This is a genomic window from Burkholderia sp. 9120, from assembly GCF_000745015.1.
Classification (GTDB): Bacteria; Pseudomonadota; Gammaproteobacteria; order Burkholderiales; family Burkholderiaceae; genus Paraburkholderia.
The window spans coordinates 1,457,243-1,474,800 of record NZ_JQNA01000001.1; the positions used below are offsets into that span (position 1 = coordinate 1,457,243).

General features: G+C 61.2%; 17 protein-coding genes. 6 read left to right on the plus strand and 11 right to left on the minus strand.

The genetic code is table 11. The annotated features are described in order from the left end of the window. Positions 1 to 181: 181 nt before the first annotated feature. Both FA94_RS06525 and FA94_RS06530 read left to right on the plus strand, forming a co-directional pair. The gene (locus FA94_RS06525) at positions 182 to 1,366 is read left to right on the plus strand and encodes an acetylornithine transaminase (protein ID WP_035548038.1); all 1,185 of its coding nucleotides are present in this window, start codon (positions 182 to 184) and stop codon (positions 1,364 to 1,366) included. A 17-nt stretch (positions 1,367 to 1,383) separates the two neighbouring features. Continuing rightward, entirely contained in the window at positions 1,384 to 1,854 is a 471-nt protein-coding gene (locus FA94_RS06530; RefSeq protein ID WP_035548040.1) for a GNAT family acetyltransferase, read from the plus strand. Between the two features lie 79 nt (positions 1,855 to 1,933). Here FA94_RS06530 and FA94_RS06535 read toward each other — a convergent pair whose 3' ends face one another. The 7 genes from FA94_RS06535 to FA94_RS06565 all read right to left on the minus strand — a co-directional run bounded on the left by FA94_RS06535 (position 1,934) and on the right by FA94_RS06565 (position 8,970). Then, the gene (locus tag FA94_RS06535) at positions 1,934 to 2,638 is read right to left on the minus strand and encodes an ABC transporter ATP-binding protein (protein ID WP_134962882.1); all 705 of its coding nucleotides are present in this window, start codon (positions 2,636 to 2,638) and stop codon (positions 1,934 to 1,936) included. Between the two features lie 17 nt (positions 2,639 to 2,655). Beyond that, positions 2,656 to 3,429: an ABC transporter ATP-binding protein gene (locus FA94_RS06540; RefSeq protein ID WP_035548046.1), complete on the minus strand. Its 774-nt coding sequence runs from the start codon at positions 3,427 to 3,429 to the stop codon at positions 2,656 to 2,658. A gap of 16 nt (positions 3,430 to 3,445) precedes the next feature. Then, a complete protein-coding gene (locus tag FA94_RS06545) occupies positions 3,446 to 4,615 on the minus strand; it encodes a branched-chain amino acid ABC transporter permease (RefSeq protein ID WP_035548048.1) in 1,170 nt (389 codons plus the stop codon). Positions 4,616 to 4,633: 18 nt separating this feature from the next. Then, positions 4,634 to 5,584, minus strand: coding sequence for a branched-chain amino acid ABC transporter permease (locus FA94_RS06550; RefSeq protein ID WP_035548051.1), 951 nt, complete (start codon positions 5,582 to 5,584; stop codon positions 4,634 to 4,636). A 229-nt stretch (positions 5,585 to 5,813) separates the two neighbouring features. Beyond that, positions 5,814 to 7,013, minus strand: a complete 1,200-nt coding sequence (locus FA94_RS06555) for a branched-chain amino acid ABC transporter substrate-binding protein (RefSeq protein ID WP_035548054.1) — start codon at positions 7,011 to 7,013, stop codon at positions 5,814 to 5,816. A gap of 539 nt (positions 7,014 to 7,552) precedes the next feature. After that, entirely contained in the window at positions 7,553 to 8,512 is a 960-nt protein-coding gene (ispH, locus tag FA94_RS06560) for a 4-hydroxy-3-methylbut-2-enyl diphosphate reductase (protein ID WP_035548057.1), read from the minus strand. 2 nt (positions 8,513 to 8,514) lie between these two features. After that, positions 8,515 to 8,970, minus strand: coding sequence for an FKBP-type peptidyl-prolyl cis-trans isomerase (locus FA94_RS06565; RefSeq protein WP_035548060.1), 456 nt, complete (start codon positions 8,968 to 8,970; stop codon positions 8,515 to 8,517). 200 nt (positions 8,971 to 9,170) lie between these two features. Between FA94_RS06565 and radC the strand changes: the two genes are divergently transcribed. The 4 genes from radC (at position 9,171) to nadB (ending at position 12,465) form a co-directional block, all read left to right on the plus strand. Continuing rightward, a complete protein-coding gene (gene radC, locus FA94_RS06570) occupies positions 9,171 to 9,935 on the plus strand; it encodes a RadC family protein (RefSeq protein ID WP_051980407.1) in 765 nt (254 codons plus the stop codon). A gap of 261 nt (positions 9,936 to 10,196) precedes the next feature. Beyond that, positions 10,197 to 10,430 carry a 50S ribosomal protein L28 gene (rpmB, locus tag FA94_RS06575; protein WP_035548063.1) on the plus strand — a complete coding sequence of 78 codons (234 nt, stop codon included), beginning with the start codon at positions 10,197 to 10,199 and terminating at the stop codon, positions 10,428 to 10,430. Between the two features lie 10 nt (positions 10,431 to 10,440). After that, entirely contained in the window at positions 10,441 to 10,608 is a 168-nt protein-coding gene (rpmG, locus tag FA94_RS06580; RefSeq protein ID WP_006050116.1) for a 50S ribosomal protein L33, read from the plus strand. Positions 10,609 to 10,866: 258 nt separating this feature from the next. Then, positions 10,867 to 12,465 (plus strand): L-aspartate oxidase, encoded by a 1,599-nt coding sequence (gene nadB, locus FA94_RS06585; RefSeq protein WP_035548066.1) that lies wholly within the window; start codon positions 10,867 to 10,869, stop codon positions 12,463 to 12,465. A gap of 99 nt (positions 12,466 to 12,564) precedes the next feature. On the opposite strand, the gene nadC is transcribed toward nadB, so the two are convergent. The 4 genes from nadC to FA94_RS06605 all read right to left on the minus strand — a co-directional run bounded on the left by nadC (position 12,565) and on the right by FA94_RS06605 (position 17,500). Then, entirely contained in the window at positions 12,565 to 13,476 is a 912-nt protein-coding gene (gene nadC / locus FA94_RS06590; protein ID WP_035548069.1) for a carboxylating nicotinate-nucleotide diphosphorylase, read from the minus strand. Next, the gene (nadA, locus tag FA94_RS06595; protein ID WP_035549451.1) at positions 13,476 to 14,615 is read right to left on the minus strand and encodes a quinolinate synthase NadA; all 1,140 of its coding nucleotides are present in this window, start codon (positions 14,613 to 14,615) and stop codon (positions 13,476 to 13,478) included. The genes nadC and nadA overlap by 1 nt, the downstream gene beginning before the upstream one ends. 130 nt (positions 14,616 to 14,745) lie before the next feature. Continuing rightward, a complete protein-coding gene (locus FA94_RS06600; RefSeq protein WP_035548072.1) occupies positions 14,746 to 15,942 on the minus strand; it encodes a DesA family fatty acid desaturase in 1,197 nt (398 codons plus the stop codon). A gap of 202 nt (positions 15,943 to 16,144) precedes the next feature. Beyond that, a complete protein-coding gene (locus FA94_RS06605; protein WP_035549454.1) occupies positions 16,145 to 17,500 on the minus strand; it encodes a mechanosensitive ion channel family protein in 1,356 nt (451 codons plus the stop codon). Positions 17,501 to 17,558: the final 58 nt, after the last annotated feature.

A 17,558-nucleotide genomic window follows, 5' to 3' on the forward strand; every position in this document is an offset into this window, starting at 1 on the left:
AGGGACGCCGCTGGCTTCGTCACGGATTCGCGCCACACACAGGCGCACGCAGTTCGAATCATGAAAGCCACGGCATGCCGTGGCTTTTTTGTTTTTGCCGTTCCGTTGTATTCCCGGCCGCTCTGTTGCGTATCCGGCCAACTTTCATCCCCCCTTCACCCGTTGTCTGGAGCCTGCCGTCATGAATTTCACTGAGTACCCGATCGAGTCGCTGATGTACATCACGAACCGGCCCGAAATCGTTTTCACGCACGGCAAGGGCTCGTGGCTCTACGACAATAACGGCAAGCGATATCTGGACTTCATCCAGGGCTGGGCGGTCAATAGCCTCGGCCATTGCAACGAAGGCATGATCGAAGCGCTGAACAAGCAGGCCAAGTTGCTGTTCAATCCGTCGCCGGCGTTCTACAACGAACCGATGGCGCAACTCGCCGGCCTGCTGACGCAACACAGCTGCTTCGACAAGGTGTTCTTCACCAACAGCGGCGCCGAAGCCAACGAAGGCGCGATCAAGCTCGCGCGCAAGTGGGGCAAGAAGTTCAAGGACGGCGCGTTCGAGATCATCACCTTCGATCACAGCTTCCACGGCCGCACGCTAGCCACCATGTCGGCCAGCGGCAAGCCGGGCTGGGACACGATCTACGCACCGCAAGTGCCGGGCTTCCCGAAGGCGGATCTGAACGACATCGCGTCGGTGGAAAAGCTCATCAACGCGAAGACCGTTGCCGTGATGCTCGAACCGATTCAGGGCGAAGGCGGCGTGATTCCGGCTACCCCCGAATTCATGAAGCAACTGCGCGCGCTGACGCAACAGCACAACCTGCTGCTGATCGTCGACGAAGTGCAAAGCGGTTGCGGCCGTGCCGGCACGCTGTTCGCGTACGAACTGTCGGGCATCGAGCCGGACATCATGACGCTCGGCAAGGGTATCGGCGGTGGTGTGCCGCTCGCGGCACTGCTGTCGAAGGCGGAGGTCGCCGTGTTCGAAGCCGGCGATCAGGGCGGCACGTACAACGGCAATCCGCTGATGACCGCGGTCGGCTATTCGGTGATCTCGCAACTGGTGGCGCCGGGCTTCCTCGAAGGCGTGCGGGCGCGCGGCGAATATTTGCGCGCGAAGCTGCTGGAGTTGTCGGCGGAACGCGGCTTTGAGGGCGAACGCGGTGAGGGCCTGCTGCGCGCGCTGCTGCTCGGCAAGGACATCGGCAACCAGATCGTCGAGAAGGCTCGTGTGATGCAGCCCGACGGTCTGCTGCTGAACGCGGCGCGCCCGAACCTGCTGCGCTTCATGCCGGCGCTGAACGTGACGAACGAAGAAATCGACCAGATGATGGCGATGCTGCGTTCGATTCTCGACACGCTGTAAGCCAAAGGAACGCACCTATGACGACGACCTCCACGCTATCGATCCGCCGCTTCGACGCGCGCGACACCGATGCCGTGGTCGCGCTGTGGCAAGAAGCCTTCCCCGAGTATCGGGACGTGACGAGGCCGCAGCGCAACCCGCATCTGTCGATCGCCAACAAGCTGGCGACGCAAGCCGAACTGTTCTTTGTCGCGACACTCGACGAGCGCATCGTCGGCACGGTGATGGGCGGCTACGACGGTCACCGAGGCTGGCTCTATTCGCTCGCCGTCGACGAATCGGTGCGACGTCACGGAATCGGTACGCGGCTGGTCGCGCACGTCGAACAGGTGTTGACCGGGCTGGGTTGCCCGAAGCTGAATCTGCAGGTGTTGTCCGCGAAGACGGATATCCGTGAGTTTTACGAAGCGCTCGGCTATCGCGCCGACGCGGTAATCAGTTTGGGCAAGCGGCTGGGCGAACTCGCGGAGCCGGTGGCGGCGACCTGAGACGCCGCGTCGGAATAGAAAAAGGCTGCATGCGTTTGCGCATGCAGCCTTTTTTTCAGTCTCGTCCAGCTAAGCCAGGTTACTCACCCAGATATGCCGCGCGCACCTTCGGATCGTCCAGCATCTGCTTGGCGTCGCCCGACATCGTGACCAGACCCGAGTCCATCACGTAGCCGCGGTTCGCCGCCTGCAACGCCAGACGCGCGTTCTGCTCGACCAGCAGCACGGTCATGCCTTCGGCCGAGATCGCCCGCACCACTTCGAAGATCTTCTCGACCATGATCGGCGACAGACCCATCGACGGTTCGTCGAGCAACAACAGCTTCGGCTTGCTGATGATCGCGCGCGCCATCGCCAGCATCTGCTGTTCGCCGCCGGAGAGCGTGCCCGCGTACTGCGTGGCCCGTTCCTTCAGACGCGGGAAGAAGCCGAACATGCGATCCACGTCCGCCTTGATGCCGTCGGTATCGGTCCGCAGATACGCACCCATCTGCATGTTCTCGATGATCGACATACGCGAGAAGATGCCGCGGCCTTCCGGCACCATCGCCAGACCGCGCTTGAGCAACAGATGCGGCGGCACGCCCTTGATCGACTCGCCCATGTACTCGATGTCGCCGATCGTGTACGGCTTCAACCCCGTGATCGCCTTCATCGTCGTGGTCTTACCCGCGCCGTTCGCGCCGATCAGCGTGACCAGTTCGCCCTGCTGGACGTCGAGGTCGATGCCCTTGACTGCCTGGATGCCGCCGTAATTGACCTGCAGGCCCTTGATTTTCAACATTGCTTGCGTTGTGGACATCAGTGGACTCCCGCACCCAGATAAGCTTCGATCACCTTCGGATCCTTCTGCACGTCTGACGGCAGACCTTGCGCAATCACCTTGCCGTAGTCGAGCACCGTCATCTGGTTGCACAGACCCATCACGAGTTTCACGTCGTGTTCGATCAAGAGGATCGTCTTGCCGTCACTGCGGATCTTGTCGAGCAGCTTGGTCAGATCGACCTTTTCCGTCGCGTTCATGCCGGCGGCCGGTTCGTCCAGCGCGAGCAGTTTCGGATCGGTTGCCAATGCGCGGGCAATCTCCAGACGGCGCTGGTGGCCGTACGACAGATTGCGCGACGTGTAGTCCGCGTACTGCGCAATGCCGACGTATTCCAGCAGTTCGATTGCGCGTTCCTTGATCTCGCGCTCTTCCTTGCGTTCGGACGGCGTCTGGAACACCGCGCCGAGCAGCCCGTGTTTGGTACGCACATGGCGGCCGACCATCACGTTTTCCAGCGCGGTCATGCCGCCGAACAGACGAATGTTCTGGAACGTACGCGCAATACCGGCCTGCGCCACCTGGTACACCGCAGTCGGCGTGTACGGCGTGCCGTCGAGCTTGAACTCGCCCGAATCCGGCGTGTACAGGCCCGTGATCACATTGAAGAACGTCGTCTTGCCGGCGCCGTTCGGGCCGATCAAACCGTAAATCTGGCCGGACTTGATTTCAAGTCCGACGTCGGACAGCGCCTGCAAGCCACCAAAGCGCTTGTTGACGCCCTTCACCGACAGTCGAATGTTGTCGCTCATTTTTTCTCTCCCCGGCTTAGGCGCGAACCGGCTTCTTGCCGCCACGCTTCGTCAGTTTCGCAATCTTGTCTTCATGTTTGGGCGATGGCCACAAACCTTCCGAGCGATACAGCATGATCAGCACCATGGCGAGTGCGTAGACCAACTGACGGATCACTTCCGTGTCGACGATTTCATGACCGAAGATCATGTTCTGCAACGGACCCATGGTCGAGCGCAGGAATTCCGGCAGCACCGCGAGCAGCACCGCACCGAGAATCACGCCCGGGATGTGGCCCATACCGCCCAGCACCACGCACGCCAGCACCACGATCGATTCCGGCAGCGTGAACGATTCCGGCGACACGAAGCCCTGGAACGAGCCGAACATCGCGCCCGACAGGCCGCCGAACGACGCGCCCATCGCGAAAGCCAGCAGCTTCACGTTGCGGGTGTTGATGCCCATCGCCTTGGCGGCGATTTCGTCTTCGCGGATCGCGGCCCATGCACGGCCGATACGCGAGTGCTGCAAACGCGTACACACCCAGATCACGGCCAACGCCGCGATCACGAACAGGTAGTAGTACGAGTACACCGTGGGGAACTGGAAGCCGAACAGCGTGTGCGTTTGCGCGAGGCTGAAGTCGCCGAAGTGAACCGGGTCGATCGCCGTGATCCCCTTCGGGCCGTTGGTGATATTCACCGGACGGTCGAGGTTGTTCAGGAAGATCCGCACGATTTCCCCGAAGCCCAACGTCACGATGGCAAGGTAATCGCCCCGCAGACGCAACGTCGGTGCACCGAGAATCACGCCGAAGAACGCGGCGACGGCCATCGCGCACGGCACGATCAGCAGGAACGGCACATGCAGCCCGTTCGGCGCGAAGTGCGCGATCCACTCGAACTGCGACGACAGGTGCGGTGAACTCAGCAGCGCGGACGTGTAGGCGCCGACCGCATAGAACGCGATGTAGCCCAAATCCAGCAGGCCGGCAAAGCCGACCACCACATTGAGGCCGAGCGCGAGCATCACGTACAGCATCGCGAAGTCGAGCACGCGGACCCAGTAGTTGCCGCCGGCCGTGCCGATGATCATCGGCGCGGCGATCACGAAGATCGCGGTGATGATGCCGACCGTCAGCGTCTTGGTGCGGTTCTTTTCAGGGATGAGCGTCGTGGACGGCTCGATCGGTTGAATTGAGGTCATGTTTATTTACTCCCAGAATCAGGCGCGATCCGCAACGCGTTCGCCGAGCAGGCCCGACGGACGGAACACCAGCACAATAATCAGCACGATGAAAGCAAACACGTCCTGATAATTACTGCCGAACACACCACCGGTGAGGTTGCCGATATAGCCGGCGCCCAACTGCTCGATCAGGCCGAGGATCACCCCGCCCACCATCGCGCCGCCGAGGTTACCGATGCCGCCCAGCACCGCCGCGGTAAAGGCCTTCAAACCGGGGATGAAGCCCATGTAGAAGTGCGCGTTGCCGTATTCGGACGCGATCATCACGCCGGCCAGAGCGGCGAGCGCCGAGCCGATCATGAAGGTTGCCGAAATCACGAAGTTCGGGTTCACGCCCATCAGGCTGGCATTGCCCGGGTTCTCGGCAATGGCACGCATCGCGCGGCCGAGCTTGGTTTTGTGCACCAGCAGCAGCAGGCCGGCCATCACGAGGAACGCCACCACGATGATCACGATTTCAGTCATCGAGATCACGGCGCCCGGCGTCGTGTCGGTGGCCTTGATCACGTTGATCGGGTCGGTGGGCAACAGCTGCGGGAACGGCAGCGGATTGCGCGACCAGATCATCATGGCCAGCGTCTGCAGCAGGATCGACACGCCGATCGCGGTGATCAGCGGGGCGAGACGCGGCGCTTTACGCAACGGCCGGTAGGCCACCCGCTCGATCGTGTAGCCGACGGCCGCGCACACTATGGCGGCGATGATCAGCGCGATGATGAGCGTCGGCACGTTGCCGAGGCCAGGGAAGTGGTTCTGAAGCACGCCTATGGCTGAGAGCGCAACCATCGCGCCCACCATCAACACATCGCCGTGAGCGAAGTTGATGATGCCCAAGATGCCGTAAACCATCGTATAGCCCAGTGCGATGATGGCGTAAACGCTGCCAAGCACCAGCCCGTTGAGGACCTGCTGGATGAAGATATCCATTTAATGCTCCTTAGCCCGTGCGACTGGATTCGCGTTCTTCATCAGCCGGTGGGCGGTGATGCGTCACGGAATCTCAACGGCACTGCGGGTACTGATGTAAAAGACCGGTAAGGGTTATCCGCCGCCGGTTTGCCATAACGACCGGGATGCGGTCGCAGGCTCGCCTTGAGCGGATGCAAAAACGGCACCGTTGGGTGGTTTCGGTGCCGTCAGGCTGAACGTCCCGTCATCACATCTTCACGACGTCGAGAACCGCTTTCTTGCCGTCCTTGAAGTCGTAAAGCGTAATGGCGCCCTCTTTCAAATCACCCTTGTCGTCGAACGCGATGTGGCCGATTACCCCGTTGTAATCGGTGGACGGCATCGCAGCCAGCACCTTGGGCGCCTCGATCGAATTAGCGCGCTTCATTGCATCGACAATCACGTACACAGCGTCATACGTGAACGGTGCGTAAATCTGCACCGGCGTGTGGAAGCGGTCCACGTACTTCTTTTCGAAGTCCGCTCCCTTGTCCATCTTCGAAAGCGCGAGTCCCGCCTCCGAGCAGACCAGGTTTTGCACGGCGGATCCCGCCAGCTCCCCCACCTTGTCGGTACACACACCGTCGCCGCCAAGGATTTTTGCCTTGATACCGAGCGCCGCCGCCTGTTTGGTAAACGGGCCGCCCGTCGCGTCCATGCCGCCGAACATAATCACGTCCGGCTGAACACTCTTGATCTTTGTGAGGATGGCCCGGAAATCCGTGGCCCGGTCGTTCGTCGCTTCCCGCGCGACGATCTTCGCTCCGCTCGCCTCTACGGTCTTCGCGAATTCGTCCGCGAGCCCCTTACCGTAGGCGGTTGCATCGTCCACTACCGCGATGCGTCTGGCGCCCAACGCCTTCGTGGCGTAATCGGCGAGCGCCGGACCTTGTTGCGCGTCCGTGGCGACGACCCGATAGGTCGTCTTGAATCCTTGCTGCGTGTAGGCCGGATTGGTCGACGACGGCGAGATCTGCACGATGTTCGCATCGCTATAGATCTTCGAAGCCGGAATCGACACCCCCGAGTTCAGATGCCCGACCACCGCGACCACGTGATCGTCGACCAGCTTCTGCGCGACGGCGGTGCCCGTTTTCGGGTCCGCTGCATCGTCCTGCGCGTCGAGCTCCAACTGGATCTTGTGGCCGTCGATCGTCAAACCCTGTGTGTTGATTTCCTCGACCGCCAGACGCGCGCCGTTCTCATTGTCTTTGCCAAGGTGCGCAATACCGCCCGTCAATGGGGCCGCATGACCAATTTTCACAACCGTCGCTTCGCTTGCCGGCGCCGCTGCCGTCACGACCGCCGATGCACCTGCTCCCGCCTCGCCATCCTGTTTCTTGCCGCACGCGGTCAGCATCGCAACCGCGGCCGCGATGGACACGGCGTAAGCAAATTTGACTCGCATTAAGTAGGTCTCCTGCGCCTTGCAAAATCTCGTGTTCGGGACCCGGAGGCCTTGAGAACGCGCGCATTGTAACTCCAATTTTGCGACGGGCAATATTGTTGAACCGGCAGGGTTTTCCTGCATTGCAACCTTATTTTGAGAGCGAAATTCACTAAAAGGCGCAACCCGGTTGCGACTATTTTTCGTGCATCAGTTGCACCAGCGCCGCGCCCCGTGGCATCAAGTGTTGCGGCGAATTGGCCCAAGCCCCGATTGCAGCGCGTTTCGCGATAAGTATTACGTTTCTATCGATTCAACGATCACGCACTATTTTAGTGCGTCAAAAATCGGCGCAAGCGCTTTTACTGGAAATAAACGGGGCCATATCATTGGGGGCGGGTTTAAAAACCAGATCGGTTTTCAAAAGAATTTGTGCGCAAGGCCACTAAAACTGAGCTTGACCCGTGATCTGGCACTTTATTTATTCTGAGATCGCCCGATCGACGGACATAAAAAAAGCGCACCCTCGGGTGCGCTTTCCTTTCATGGTCAGCTAATTGTCAGGCGGGTAGACCTAGCCCGCGCGGCAGCGGAAACGCAATATTTTCCTCGATGCCTTCCAGCGCGCGCACGTTGCGCACGCCGAGTTCGCGCAAGCGGGCGATCACCGCCTGCGCCAGCACTTCCGGCGCCGAGGCGCCCGCCGTCACGCCGATACGGCGCTTGCCCTCGACCCAGACCGGATCGATCTGATCCGGCGAATCCACCATATAGGCGGGTACGCCGAGCTTTTCGGCCAACTCGCGCAAGCGGTTGGAGTTCGAGCTGTTCGGGCTGCCGACCACGATCACGACGTCGCACTGCGGCGCCATGAACTTGACCGCGTCCTGACGGTTTTGCGTGGCGTAGCAGATGTCCTGCTTCTTCGGCTCACGGATAGACGGAAATTTGGTCTTCAACGCGCGGATGATTTCGGCGGCGTCGTCGACCGACAGCGTGGTTTGCGTGACGAACGCGATCCGCTCCGGGTCGTCGAGCTGCAAAGCCTGCACGTCTTCGATATCTTCGACCAGGTGCATGCCCTCGCCGGCCTGGCCCATGGTGCCCTCGACTTCAGGATGCCCCTTGTGGCCAATCATGATGATGTCGAAACCGTCCTGGCGCATTTTCGCCACTTCGATATGCACCTTGGTCACGAGCGGACACGTGGCGTCGTACACCCGCAGCCCGCGCGACTCGGCTTCGGAACGCACGGCTTTAGACACACCGTGCGCGCTGAAAATCACTGTATTGCCGGCCGGCACCTCTTCCAGCCGCTCGATGAAAATCGCGCCCTTCTTGCGCAGATCTTCAACGACATAGGCGTTGTGGACGATTTCGTGACGTACGTAAATCGGCGAGCCGTGCAATTTGATAGCCCGCTCGACGATCTCGATCGCCCGATCGACGCCGGCACAGAACCCGCGCGGCTGCGCCAGCAGGATCTCGGTTTCGGCAAGAGTCGTATCCGTGATGCTCATGTTTACAAAATCCCGATGATTTTCACTTCAAACGCCAGCGCCTGGCCGGCAAGCGGGTGGTTGAAATCGAACAGGGCCGAGGTTTCGCCGACCTCCTTCAGGACGCCGGCGTAGCGGCCACCACCCGGCGCGTTAAATTCGACCAGATCACCGGGAGAAAAATCCTCGCCGATCATGCTGTGTTCTCGCAGCGTGGCCAGCGACACGCGCTGGATCAATTCCGGATTGCGGGGACCGAACGCCTGACCGGGCATTAGCTGAAAGGTCGAGTGGTGGCCCACCTTCAAACCCAGCAAAATATCTTCCAGCGGCGGCGCCAGTTGACCGGCCCCGAGCAGCAGCGTGGCCGGTTTCTCGGTGAAGGTGTTGATGACTTCGGCGCCATCGGCAAGGGAAAGCCGGTAATGAAGCGTCACGTGTGAACCGGGTTTCACTTCGGAAATGTCGATGATGCTCATGCAATGCTCGCTCAGTCGAAGCGCGCTGCACGCGTGCGCCGCGGGCGCAGTCGACGCCGCAGTACGCGTGTGGCAGACCGTCGGGGGTGCCGTGCGCAAAGCGCCTATTGTAAGCCACATAGTCTGCGCTGGCTTGGCTGCGTCGCAGAGCGCCGCGGCATCGGCGCCGCCCTCAAACCGAACCGGAGGACTCTCTATATATGGCAGATTACGCCAGCATGATCGACGAAACACCGTTGCCCGCCGTGCACCCGGCGCCGGCGGCGCGCGGCAAACGGCCACGCCCGCGGCTTATCCGCGGCAAGTGGCTGAAGCAGGACATGCCGCGCGAGCGCCTGATCGGCCACGGACCCGGCGTGTTGTCGGACACCGAGATGATCGTGCTGGTGCTGGGTTCGGGCTTGCCCGGACACGACGTGTTCAGCGTCGCGCGCGCGTTGCTGGAGCGTTTCGGCTCGTTACGCGCGATGCTCGACGCAACCTATTCAGATTTCGAGGGCATCCGCGGCATCGGACCGGCGAAGATCGCCCAGTTGCTGGCCATCATGGAAATGGCGCGCCGCTCGCTGGTCGCCCGCATGCGCGAACGTTCGTTGATGAACTCGCCGGAAGCCGTGGAGAACTTTCTGCGTCTGCGGATCGGCTCACTTCAACAGGAAGTGTTCATGTCGTTGTATCTCGACGCCCGTCATCGGCTGATCGAATGCGAGGAAAGTGCCCAGGGCACGCTCACGCGGATGGCGGTGTATCCGCGCGAAATCGCCCGCCGCGCGTTAAGTTTGAATGCAGCCAGCCTGATCGTCGCGCATAATCACCCCTCCGGCGTCGTCGAGCCGAGCGCGAGCGATTGCCGCCTGACGCGCACACTGCGCGACACCCTCTCGCTGATCGACGTGCAACTGATCGATCATCTGGTGATCGGCACCGACCAGGTTTACTCGTTCGCCCGCGCCGGCTGGCCGTGACAGGGCTTGAACCCGGGCCGAATCCGGCCTGAACCTGGACCGCACGGGCGTTGCGCGGAGTCAGGCATCGCAAATAAGGTTTGATTTTGCGGCTTTTTTTCCGCTATAATTCCGGTTTGCCTATTTCCAACCCCCTGTTCCGAAGCCACCAAGGCGTTCCGGAAAGGACCAAGCGCCTCTAGTTTCATAACTTAAGCGTGGCTCTTTTCGGGAAACTTTCACGGCGTTCGAACTCAGAATTAGCGTATTAGGAGTGCTCTCATGGCACGCGTATGCCAAGTAACTGGGAAAGCGCCGATGAGCGGCAACAACGTTTCCCACGCGAACAACAAAACCAAGCGCCGGTTCCTGCCGAACCTGCAAAACCGCCGTATTTGGGTGGAAAGCGAAAACCGTTGGGTGCGTCTGCGCGTTTCGAACGCCGGTCTGCGCCTGATCGACAAAAACGGTATTGACGCTGTGCTCGCAGATCTGCGCGCACGCGGCCAAGCCTAAGGAGTAGATCATGGCGAAAGGCGCACGCGACAAGATCAAGTTGGAATCGACCGCAGGCACGGGTCATTTCTACACGACGACGAAGAACAAACGCAACATGCCGGAAAAGATGCTGATCAAGAAATTTGATCCGGTCGTCCGTAAGCACGTTGACTACAAGGAAACCAAGATTAAATAAATCTTGGCTCCTGCCTGACGAAGGCAAAGACAGGCGCAAAAAGCCTCGCATTCATGCGAGGCTTTTTTGTTTTCTAAGGGCCTGTTTTCCACTGCTCCAATCTCAACGACCACGTCGCCGCATTCCCTTTACACGCTGAGATAGTCCTAACCCGTTCGGCTAGCTTTCCCTACTCCATCGCGACGCGTATCCTTTCTCGTTTTAGCGGCGAACGAATGTTTCGCCGTCATGGCAAAACGACAGTGGGAGATGCGGGTAATGGAATTCGATGTGGCGATTGTCGGTAGCGGTCTGGCTGGTTTGAGCGTCGCGCTCAATCTCGCCGAGACCCGGCGGGTTGCGGTGGTCGCCAAGCGATCGATGACCGAAGGCGCAAGCGATTGGGCGCAGGGCGGCATCGCTGCAGTGCTGGACTCGGCAGACAGCATCGAAAATCATGTGCGCGATACGCTGATTGCCGGCGGCGGCTTGTGCGATGAAGCGGCGACACGCTTTATCGTCGAACACGGGCGGGCCGCGATCGAATGGCTGATCGAGCAAGGTGTGCCGTTCACCAAAGACGACGCCGCGGAACTCGGCTTCCATTTGACGCGCGAAGGCGGCCATAGCCATCGGCGCATCATTCACGCCGCGGACGCAACGGGTCACGCCGTGGTCGCCACGCTCAGCGAGCGCGTGCGCCGTCATCCGAACATCACGCTGCTCGAAGATCACTACGCGATCGATCTGATCACATCTGACCGCCTCGGCTTGCCGGGTCGTCGGTGTCACGGTCTGTACGCGCTTGATCTGCAGAGCGGCCGCACCGTCACGATCGAGGCGCCGCATACCGTGCTCGCCACCGGCGGTGCCGGCAAGGTCTACCTGTACACAACGAACCCCGACACCGCGACGGGCGACGGCATTGCGATGGCGTGGCGCGCCGGCTGCCGCGTATCGAACATGGAGTTCATCCAGTTCCATCCGACCTGCCTGTTCCATCCCTACGCGAAGTCGTTCCTGATCTCGGAGGCCGTGCGCGGCGAAGGCGGCATTCTGAAGCTACCGGACGGCACCCGCTTCATGCCGAACCACGACGAGCGCGCTGAACTCGCGCCACGCGATATCGTCGCGCGTGCGATTGACTTCGAAATCAAGAAGCGCGGCATCGATTGCGTGTATCTCGACATCAGCCATCAATCGCCCGAATTCCTGCGCGAGCATTTTCCGACAATCCTGGCGCGCTGCCTGGAATTCGGTATCGACATCACTAAAGAAGGGATTCCGGTCGTGCCGGCCGCGCACTACACGTGCGGCGGCGTCGTGACGGATCTAGCGGGCCGCACCGATCTCGCGGGCCTCTATGCGGTCGGCGAAACGTCCTGCACGGGTCTGCACGGCGCGAACCGGCTGGCCAGCAATTCGCTGCTCGAATGCCTCGTGATTGGGCGCTCCGCCGCGCAGGCTATCGAGGCAGAAGGCTTCAGCGCCGCCGTCCATGCGCCGCTGCCCGATTGGGACGAGAGCCGTGTCTCCGATCCGGATGAGGAAGTGGTGGTCGCGCACAACTGGGACGAGTTGCGCCGGCTGATGTGGAATTACGTCGGCATTGTGCGCACCGACAAGCGTCTGATGCGCGCCAAACATCGGCTCGCCCTGCTGCGCGACGAGATCCACGAGTACTACGCCAACTTCAAGGTCAGCCGCGACCTGCTTGAGTTGCGCAATCTGGTGGACGTGGGGTCGCTGATCGTGGAAGGCGCACGGTCGCGGCGCGAGAGTCGCGGCCTGCATTTCAGCCGCGACTGGCCCGCTACGTTGCCGAAGGCGCTGCCGTCGGTTCTATCGCCGGAGCATGTGCGCAACCGCAACGTGTGATTGAAGGTGAGTTAAAACGAAAAGGCCATCGCCGGTGAACACACTGGGGATGGCCTTTTTTCCAGCGCAATAAACGCTTGGACGCGCAAACGCGCTGCCTCAAACAATCCGCATCGAGTAATCGGTCGCGCGCACGTCTTTAGTCAGCGCGCCGATCGATACCCGGTCAACGCCCGTTTCCGCAATCGTCTGCACCGTGTCCAAGTTCACGCCGCCCGACACCTCCAGCACCGCTCGTCCTGCTGTCACGCGAACAGCCTCACGCATTGCGTCGAGCGAGAAGTTGTCGAGCAGAATGGATTGAGCACGATGCGCCAACGCCGTCTCCAATTGCTCCAGCGTCTCTACCTCGATCTGGATGGAGATACCCGCGTTCAACGCAAGCGCCGCATCCATTGCCGCGCCCACGCTGCCGGCTGCGGCAATGTGGTTTTCCTTGATCAGAATGCCGTCGTACAGCGCGAGCCGCTGATTTGCGCCGCCGCCCACACGCACCGCATATTTCTGCGCAAGCCGTAAACCGGGCAGCGTCTTACGCGTGTCCAGGACGCGCGTTCGCGTATGGGCGATCGCGTCGACATAACGGCGCGTTGCGCTCGCCACGCCCGACAGCAACTGCAGAAAGTTCAGCGCGTTGCGTTCGGCCGTCAACAATGCGCGCACGGGTCCGCGCAGTTCGCAAACGGGCGTGTCCGCCGTCATGCGATCACCTTCGCGGTAGAGCCATTGCACGTCGATGCGCAAATCTACCTCGCGCATCACCGCGGTAAACCACGGCACGCCGCACAACACCGCATCTTCGCGCACGATAATGCGCGCGTTGCGTATGTCGTCCGCGGGCACCAGGCGTCCGGTCTGATCGCCTGCACCGACGTCTTCGGCCAGCGCATCGGCGACGTTGCGCGCGAGCGCGGCGTCGAACGCCGCACCGTATTGCGCGTGAATTTCAGCGAACAGCGGCGACACCGCCTCACCCGGATTGCGCTCGACCATGCTCTCAACCGCCCCCATCACGCTGCTCCCACATTCGAATACAGTTGCGCGTCGCGCGCGAGATCGCCGCTTGCCTGCACGCGTTTCTTCTGACGCGCGGCGAAGTCCAGCATCCGATCGATCGGCAGACGCGCCCGCTCGCCGATCGCACGGTCGACGAAAATTTCGTTATGCCCGCGCTCCAGCACGTCGGCCAGATTCGCGAGTCCGTTCATCGCCATCCACGGGCAGTGCGCGCAACTCTTGCAGGTCGCGCTGTTGCCGGCCGTGGGCGCGGCGATCAGGGTCTTGCCGGGCGCGGCGAGTTGCATCTTGTGCAGAATGCCGAGATCGGTCGCGACGATGAAATGCGTGGCATCGAGTTTTTGCGCGGCGTCGATCAATTGCGTCGTCGACCCCACCACGTCCGCTTGCGCGACCACGTTAGCCGGCGACTCCGGATGTACCAGCACTTTCGCGTCCGGATACTCCGCGCGCAGCAGGTCGAGTTCGATGCCTTTGAATTCGTCATGCACGAGACAGGAGCCTTGCCACAGCAGCATGTCCGCGCCGGTCTTGCTCTGGATGTAGCTGCCGAGGTGCCGGTCCGGCGCCCAGATGATCTTTTCGCCGCGCGCGTGCAGGTCGGCGACGATTTCCAGACCGATCGACGACGTCACCATCCAGTCCGCACGCGCCTTCACCGCCGCGCTGGTGTTCGCATACACGACCACTGTGCGGTCAGGATGCGCGTCGCAGAACGCTGAGAATTCGTCCACCGGACAGCCCAGATCGAGCGAACAGGTCGCGTCGAGATCGGGCATCAGAATGCGCTTGTTGGGGCTCAGAATTTTGGCCGTCTCGCCCATGAAGCGCACGCCCGCCACCACCAGCGTCTGCGCATCGTGATCGCGACCAAAGCGCGCCATTTCCAGCGAATCGGCCACGCAGCCGCCGGTCTCATCGGCGAGTTCCTGCAACTCCGCGTCGACGTAGTAATGCGCGACGAGCACCGCTTTCTCGCGCTCAAGCAGAGCGCGGATGCGTGTCTTCAGTGCCGCCTTTTCCTGCGCCGACGGCGTGTCGGGCACCTTCGCCCAAGCCTGCCCGATTCCGCAGGTCATGCCCTGCGCTTGCGGCCGGTCGTATTCGACGGTCCTGATCGCCTGCTGATCCATGATCTCCTCTGCCTTCGCTCTGCCGCCGCGGACGGTCAACGACGTGTCGTTGCAGTTTTCGCGGCCCAAAAAGCAAAACCCCGCCAACGCGGGGTTTTGTGACGTAACGAGATTTTAATGGATTTCGCAATCAGGCATAACGACGTAGTCGCAAAGCGAATTCCTGCAGCGCCTTGATACCGCTCTGCTCAGCGCGATGGCACCAGTCCTGCAACTGAACCAGCAACTGGTCACGCGACGCATTCGACCGCTCCCACATGGACGCGAGTTCGTTGCGCATGTCGATGTAGGTCTTGAGCTTCTGGCTGTTTGCGAAGATTTGCGGCAACTGGCGCTTCTGCGGCTCGTTCAGACCGGCCTCTTCCTTGTGGAACCAGCTACGCGCACCGCGCATGACCTGATACTTCTCGCGCGCGCCGACTTCTTTCAGATGAGCCAATTCCTGGCGATAGGCACGCTTGAGCGCCTTGCCGTAACGCGCCATCACTTCGTAGCGATTGGCCAGCACGGCTTGCAGCGTGTCCTGATCGAGCACCAGCTTGCCGGTGGTCAGACGCGGCGTCGGCGCGACCTTCTTCACCTTGGCAAGACGGAACGCCGACATGATGCGGATGTACATCCAGCCGATATCAAACTCGTACCACTTGTTCGACAGCTTGGCCGACGTCGCATACGTGTGGTGATTGTTATGCAGCTCTTCACCGCCGATGAGGATGCCCCACGGGAAGATGTTGGTGCTCGCGTCCGACGAGTTGAAGTTGCGATAGCCCCAGAAGTGCGCAAGGCCATTGACCACGCCAGCGGCCCAGAAGGGAATCCACACCATCTGCACGGCCCAGATCGTCAGGCCGGCCACGCCGAACAGCGCGATGTTCAGCACCATCATCAGGCTCACGCCGAGGATCGGGTACTTCGTGTAGACGTTGCGTTCCATCCAGTCGTTCGGCGTGCCGTGGCTGAATTTGCGCATCGTTTCTTCGTTCTTGGCCTCGGTGCGATAAAGCTCCGCGCCTTCGAGCAAGACCTTCCAGATACCGCGCGTTTGCGGGCTGTGCGGATCTTCTTCAGTCTCGCACTTGGCGTGGTGCTTACGGTGAATCGCGGCCCATTGGCCGGTCAGCATGCCCGTGCTCATCCACAGCCAGAAACGGAAAAAATGACTGACGACCGGATGCAGCTCCAGCGCGCGGTGCGCCTGGCAGCGATGCAGATAGACCGTCACGCCGATAATCGTGATGTGCGTCGCGATCAGCGTGTACACCACGAGTTGCCACCACGAGAAGTGCAGCAGACCGTGGGCAAGGAAGTCGAGCAAGGAATTCAACAAGGCAATTTACCTGTGGAACGAGAGACACGAGACACACGCAACATGCGCATGTCAAGAAAGTGAAAGCATACAGCGGGATTGGACGTCATTCTACTTGAACCGTTCCAAGTGTTTGTAACAAATGGGGATTTTTTGTGCGATATCAATGGGATGGAAAACGCCGACAGGGTTTTTACCGCTGTCGGCGGGTTCGAAACACCCGTCAGAGGGCGCCGTCCGCCTGATTGGCCGCAGGCGCGGTCATTGTTACCGGTTGCGGCATGGCCGCACTCACATTGCCCACGATCCGCACTTCGCGTTGCGCGAACGGAATCGAGATGTCGTGTTCGGAGAACAGACGCCAGATATTCCGATTCACGGCGGAACGCACACCCGACGTGCCGGTTGCCGCGTCTTCGATCCAGAAACCCAGCTCGAGATTGATGCCGTCGGCGCCGAAGCTCGCCAGATACGGCGTGGGCGCGGGCTCCTTGAGCACGCGCGGCACGCCTTCGACCGCTTGCGCGAGCAGGCCCATGGCCTGCTCGACGTCCGACGAATAAGCGACCTGCACGGCCACCTTCGAATACCCGCGCGTCAGGAACGACGACTGGTTCTGCACCACGTCGGTGATCAGTTTTTCGTTCGGGATCAGCGTTTCGATGCCGTCGAGCCCACGCACCACGGTGTAACGCGTGCGGATCTGCGTGACCATGCCTTGCAGGCCGCTCACGTTGATCGTGTCGCCGATCCGCAGCGACCGGTCGATCAGGATAATGAAGCCCGACACGTAGTTGCTGGCGATCTTCTGCAGCCCGAACCCGAGCCCGACGCCCAACGCGCCGCCGAACACGCCCAGCACGGTGATGTCGATGCCGACCAGCGACAGGCTGATCAGAATCGCCGCCAGCATCAACGCGGCCCGGCCGACGCGCGCCACCACCACCTTCAGATTGGCGTCGAGCGTGGTCGAGCGGATCAGCCGGTCCTCGAACGTGGAGCCGAGCCACATCGCGACGATCATCGTCACGCAGACCCACAGCAGGCCCGTGGTGAGCGACAGCAGCGTCATGTGCGCATTGGCCACGCGGAAATGGACGCTGCCCATCCACGAGATCACGTCGTCCTGAATGCCCATCACGGTCAGCACCATGCCGACCCAGACAATCAGCGAGACCAGTTTTTCGACCAGAAACAGCCAGGGATGCGTCACGCCGTCGTGGCTGAAAACCCGTCGCGCGATGAAAAACACGATATAGATCAACCCGATGCCGAACAGCGGCACCAAGGCCAGATCGAGCAGCGCGGTATGCATGAACGGCGCGGTGATCGTGCGCGCGAGCCACACGAGCGCCGCGCCGATCAGCGGAAAGAAGGCGCGGTTCAGACTTTCCGCGCCGAAGCGCAGCGTCTGGTAACGCGTTTGCCGGCGCAGATCGAGCGTTCGCCGCAACAGGCGCGCGAGCAGCCACGCGAGCGCGAGCGTCCCCAGCAGCACGCCGACCTGCCAGAGCATGACGGGCTGGCCAAAGTCGCGCGCAAGGTCGCCGAACATATGAGAAAAAATACGGTTTTGCATGATGTCGCCGAAATCGCCGGCGTGCCGCGGGTCAACTACCCAACCCACAGTACGCCGG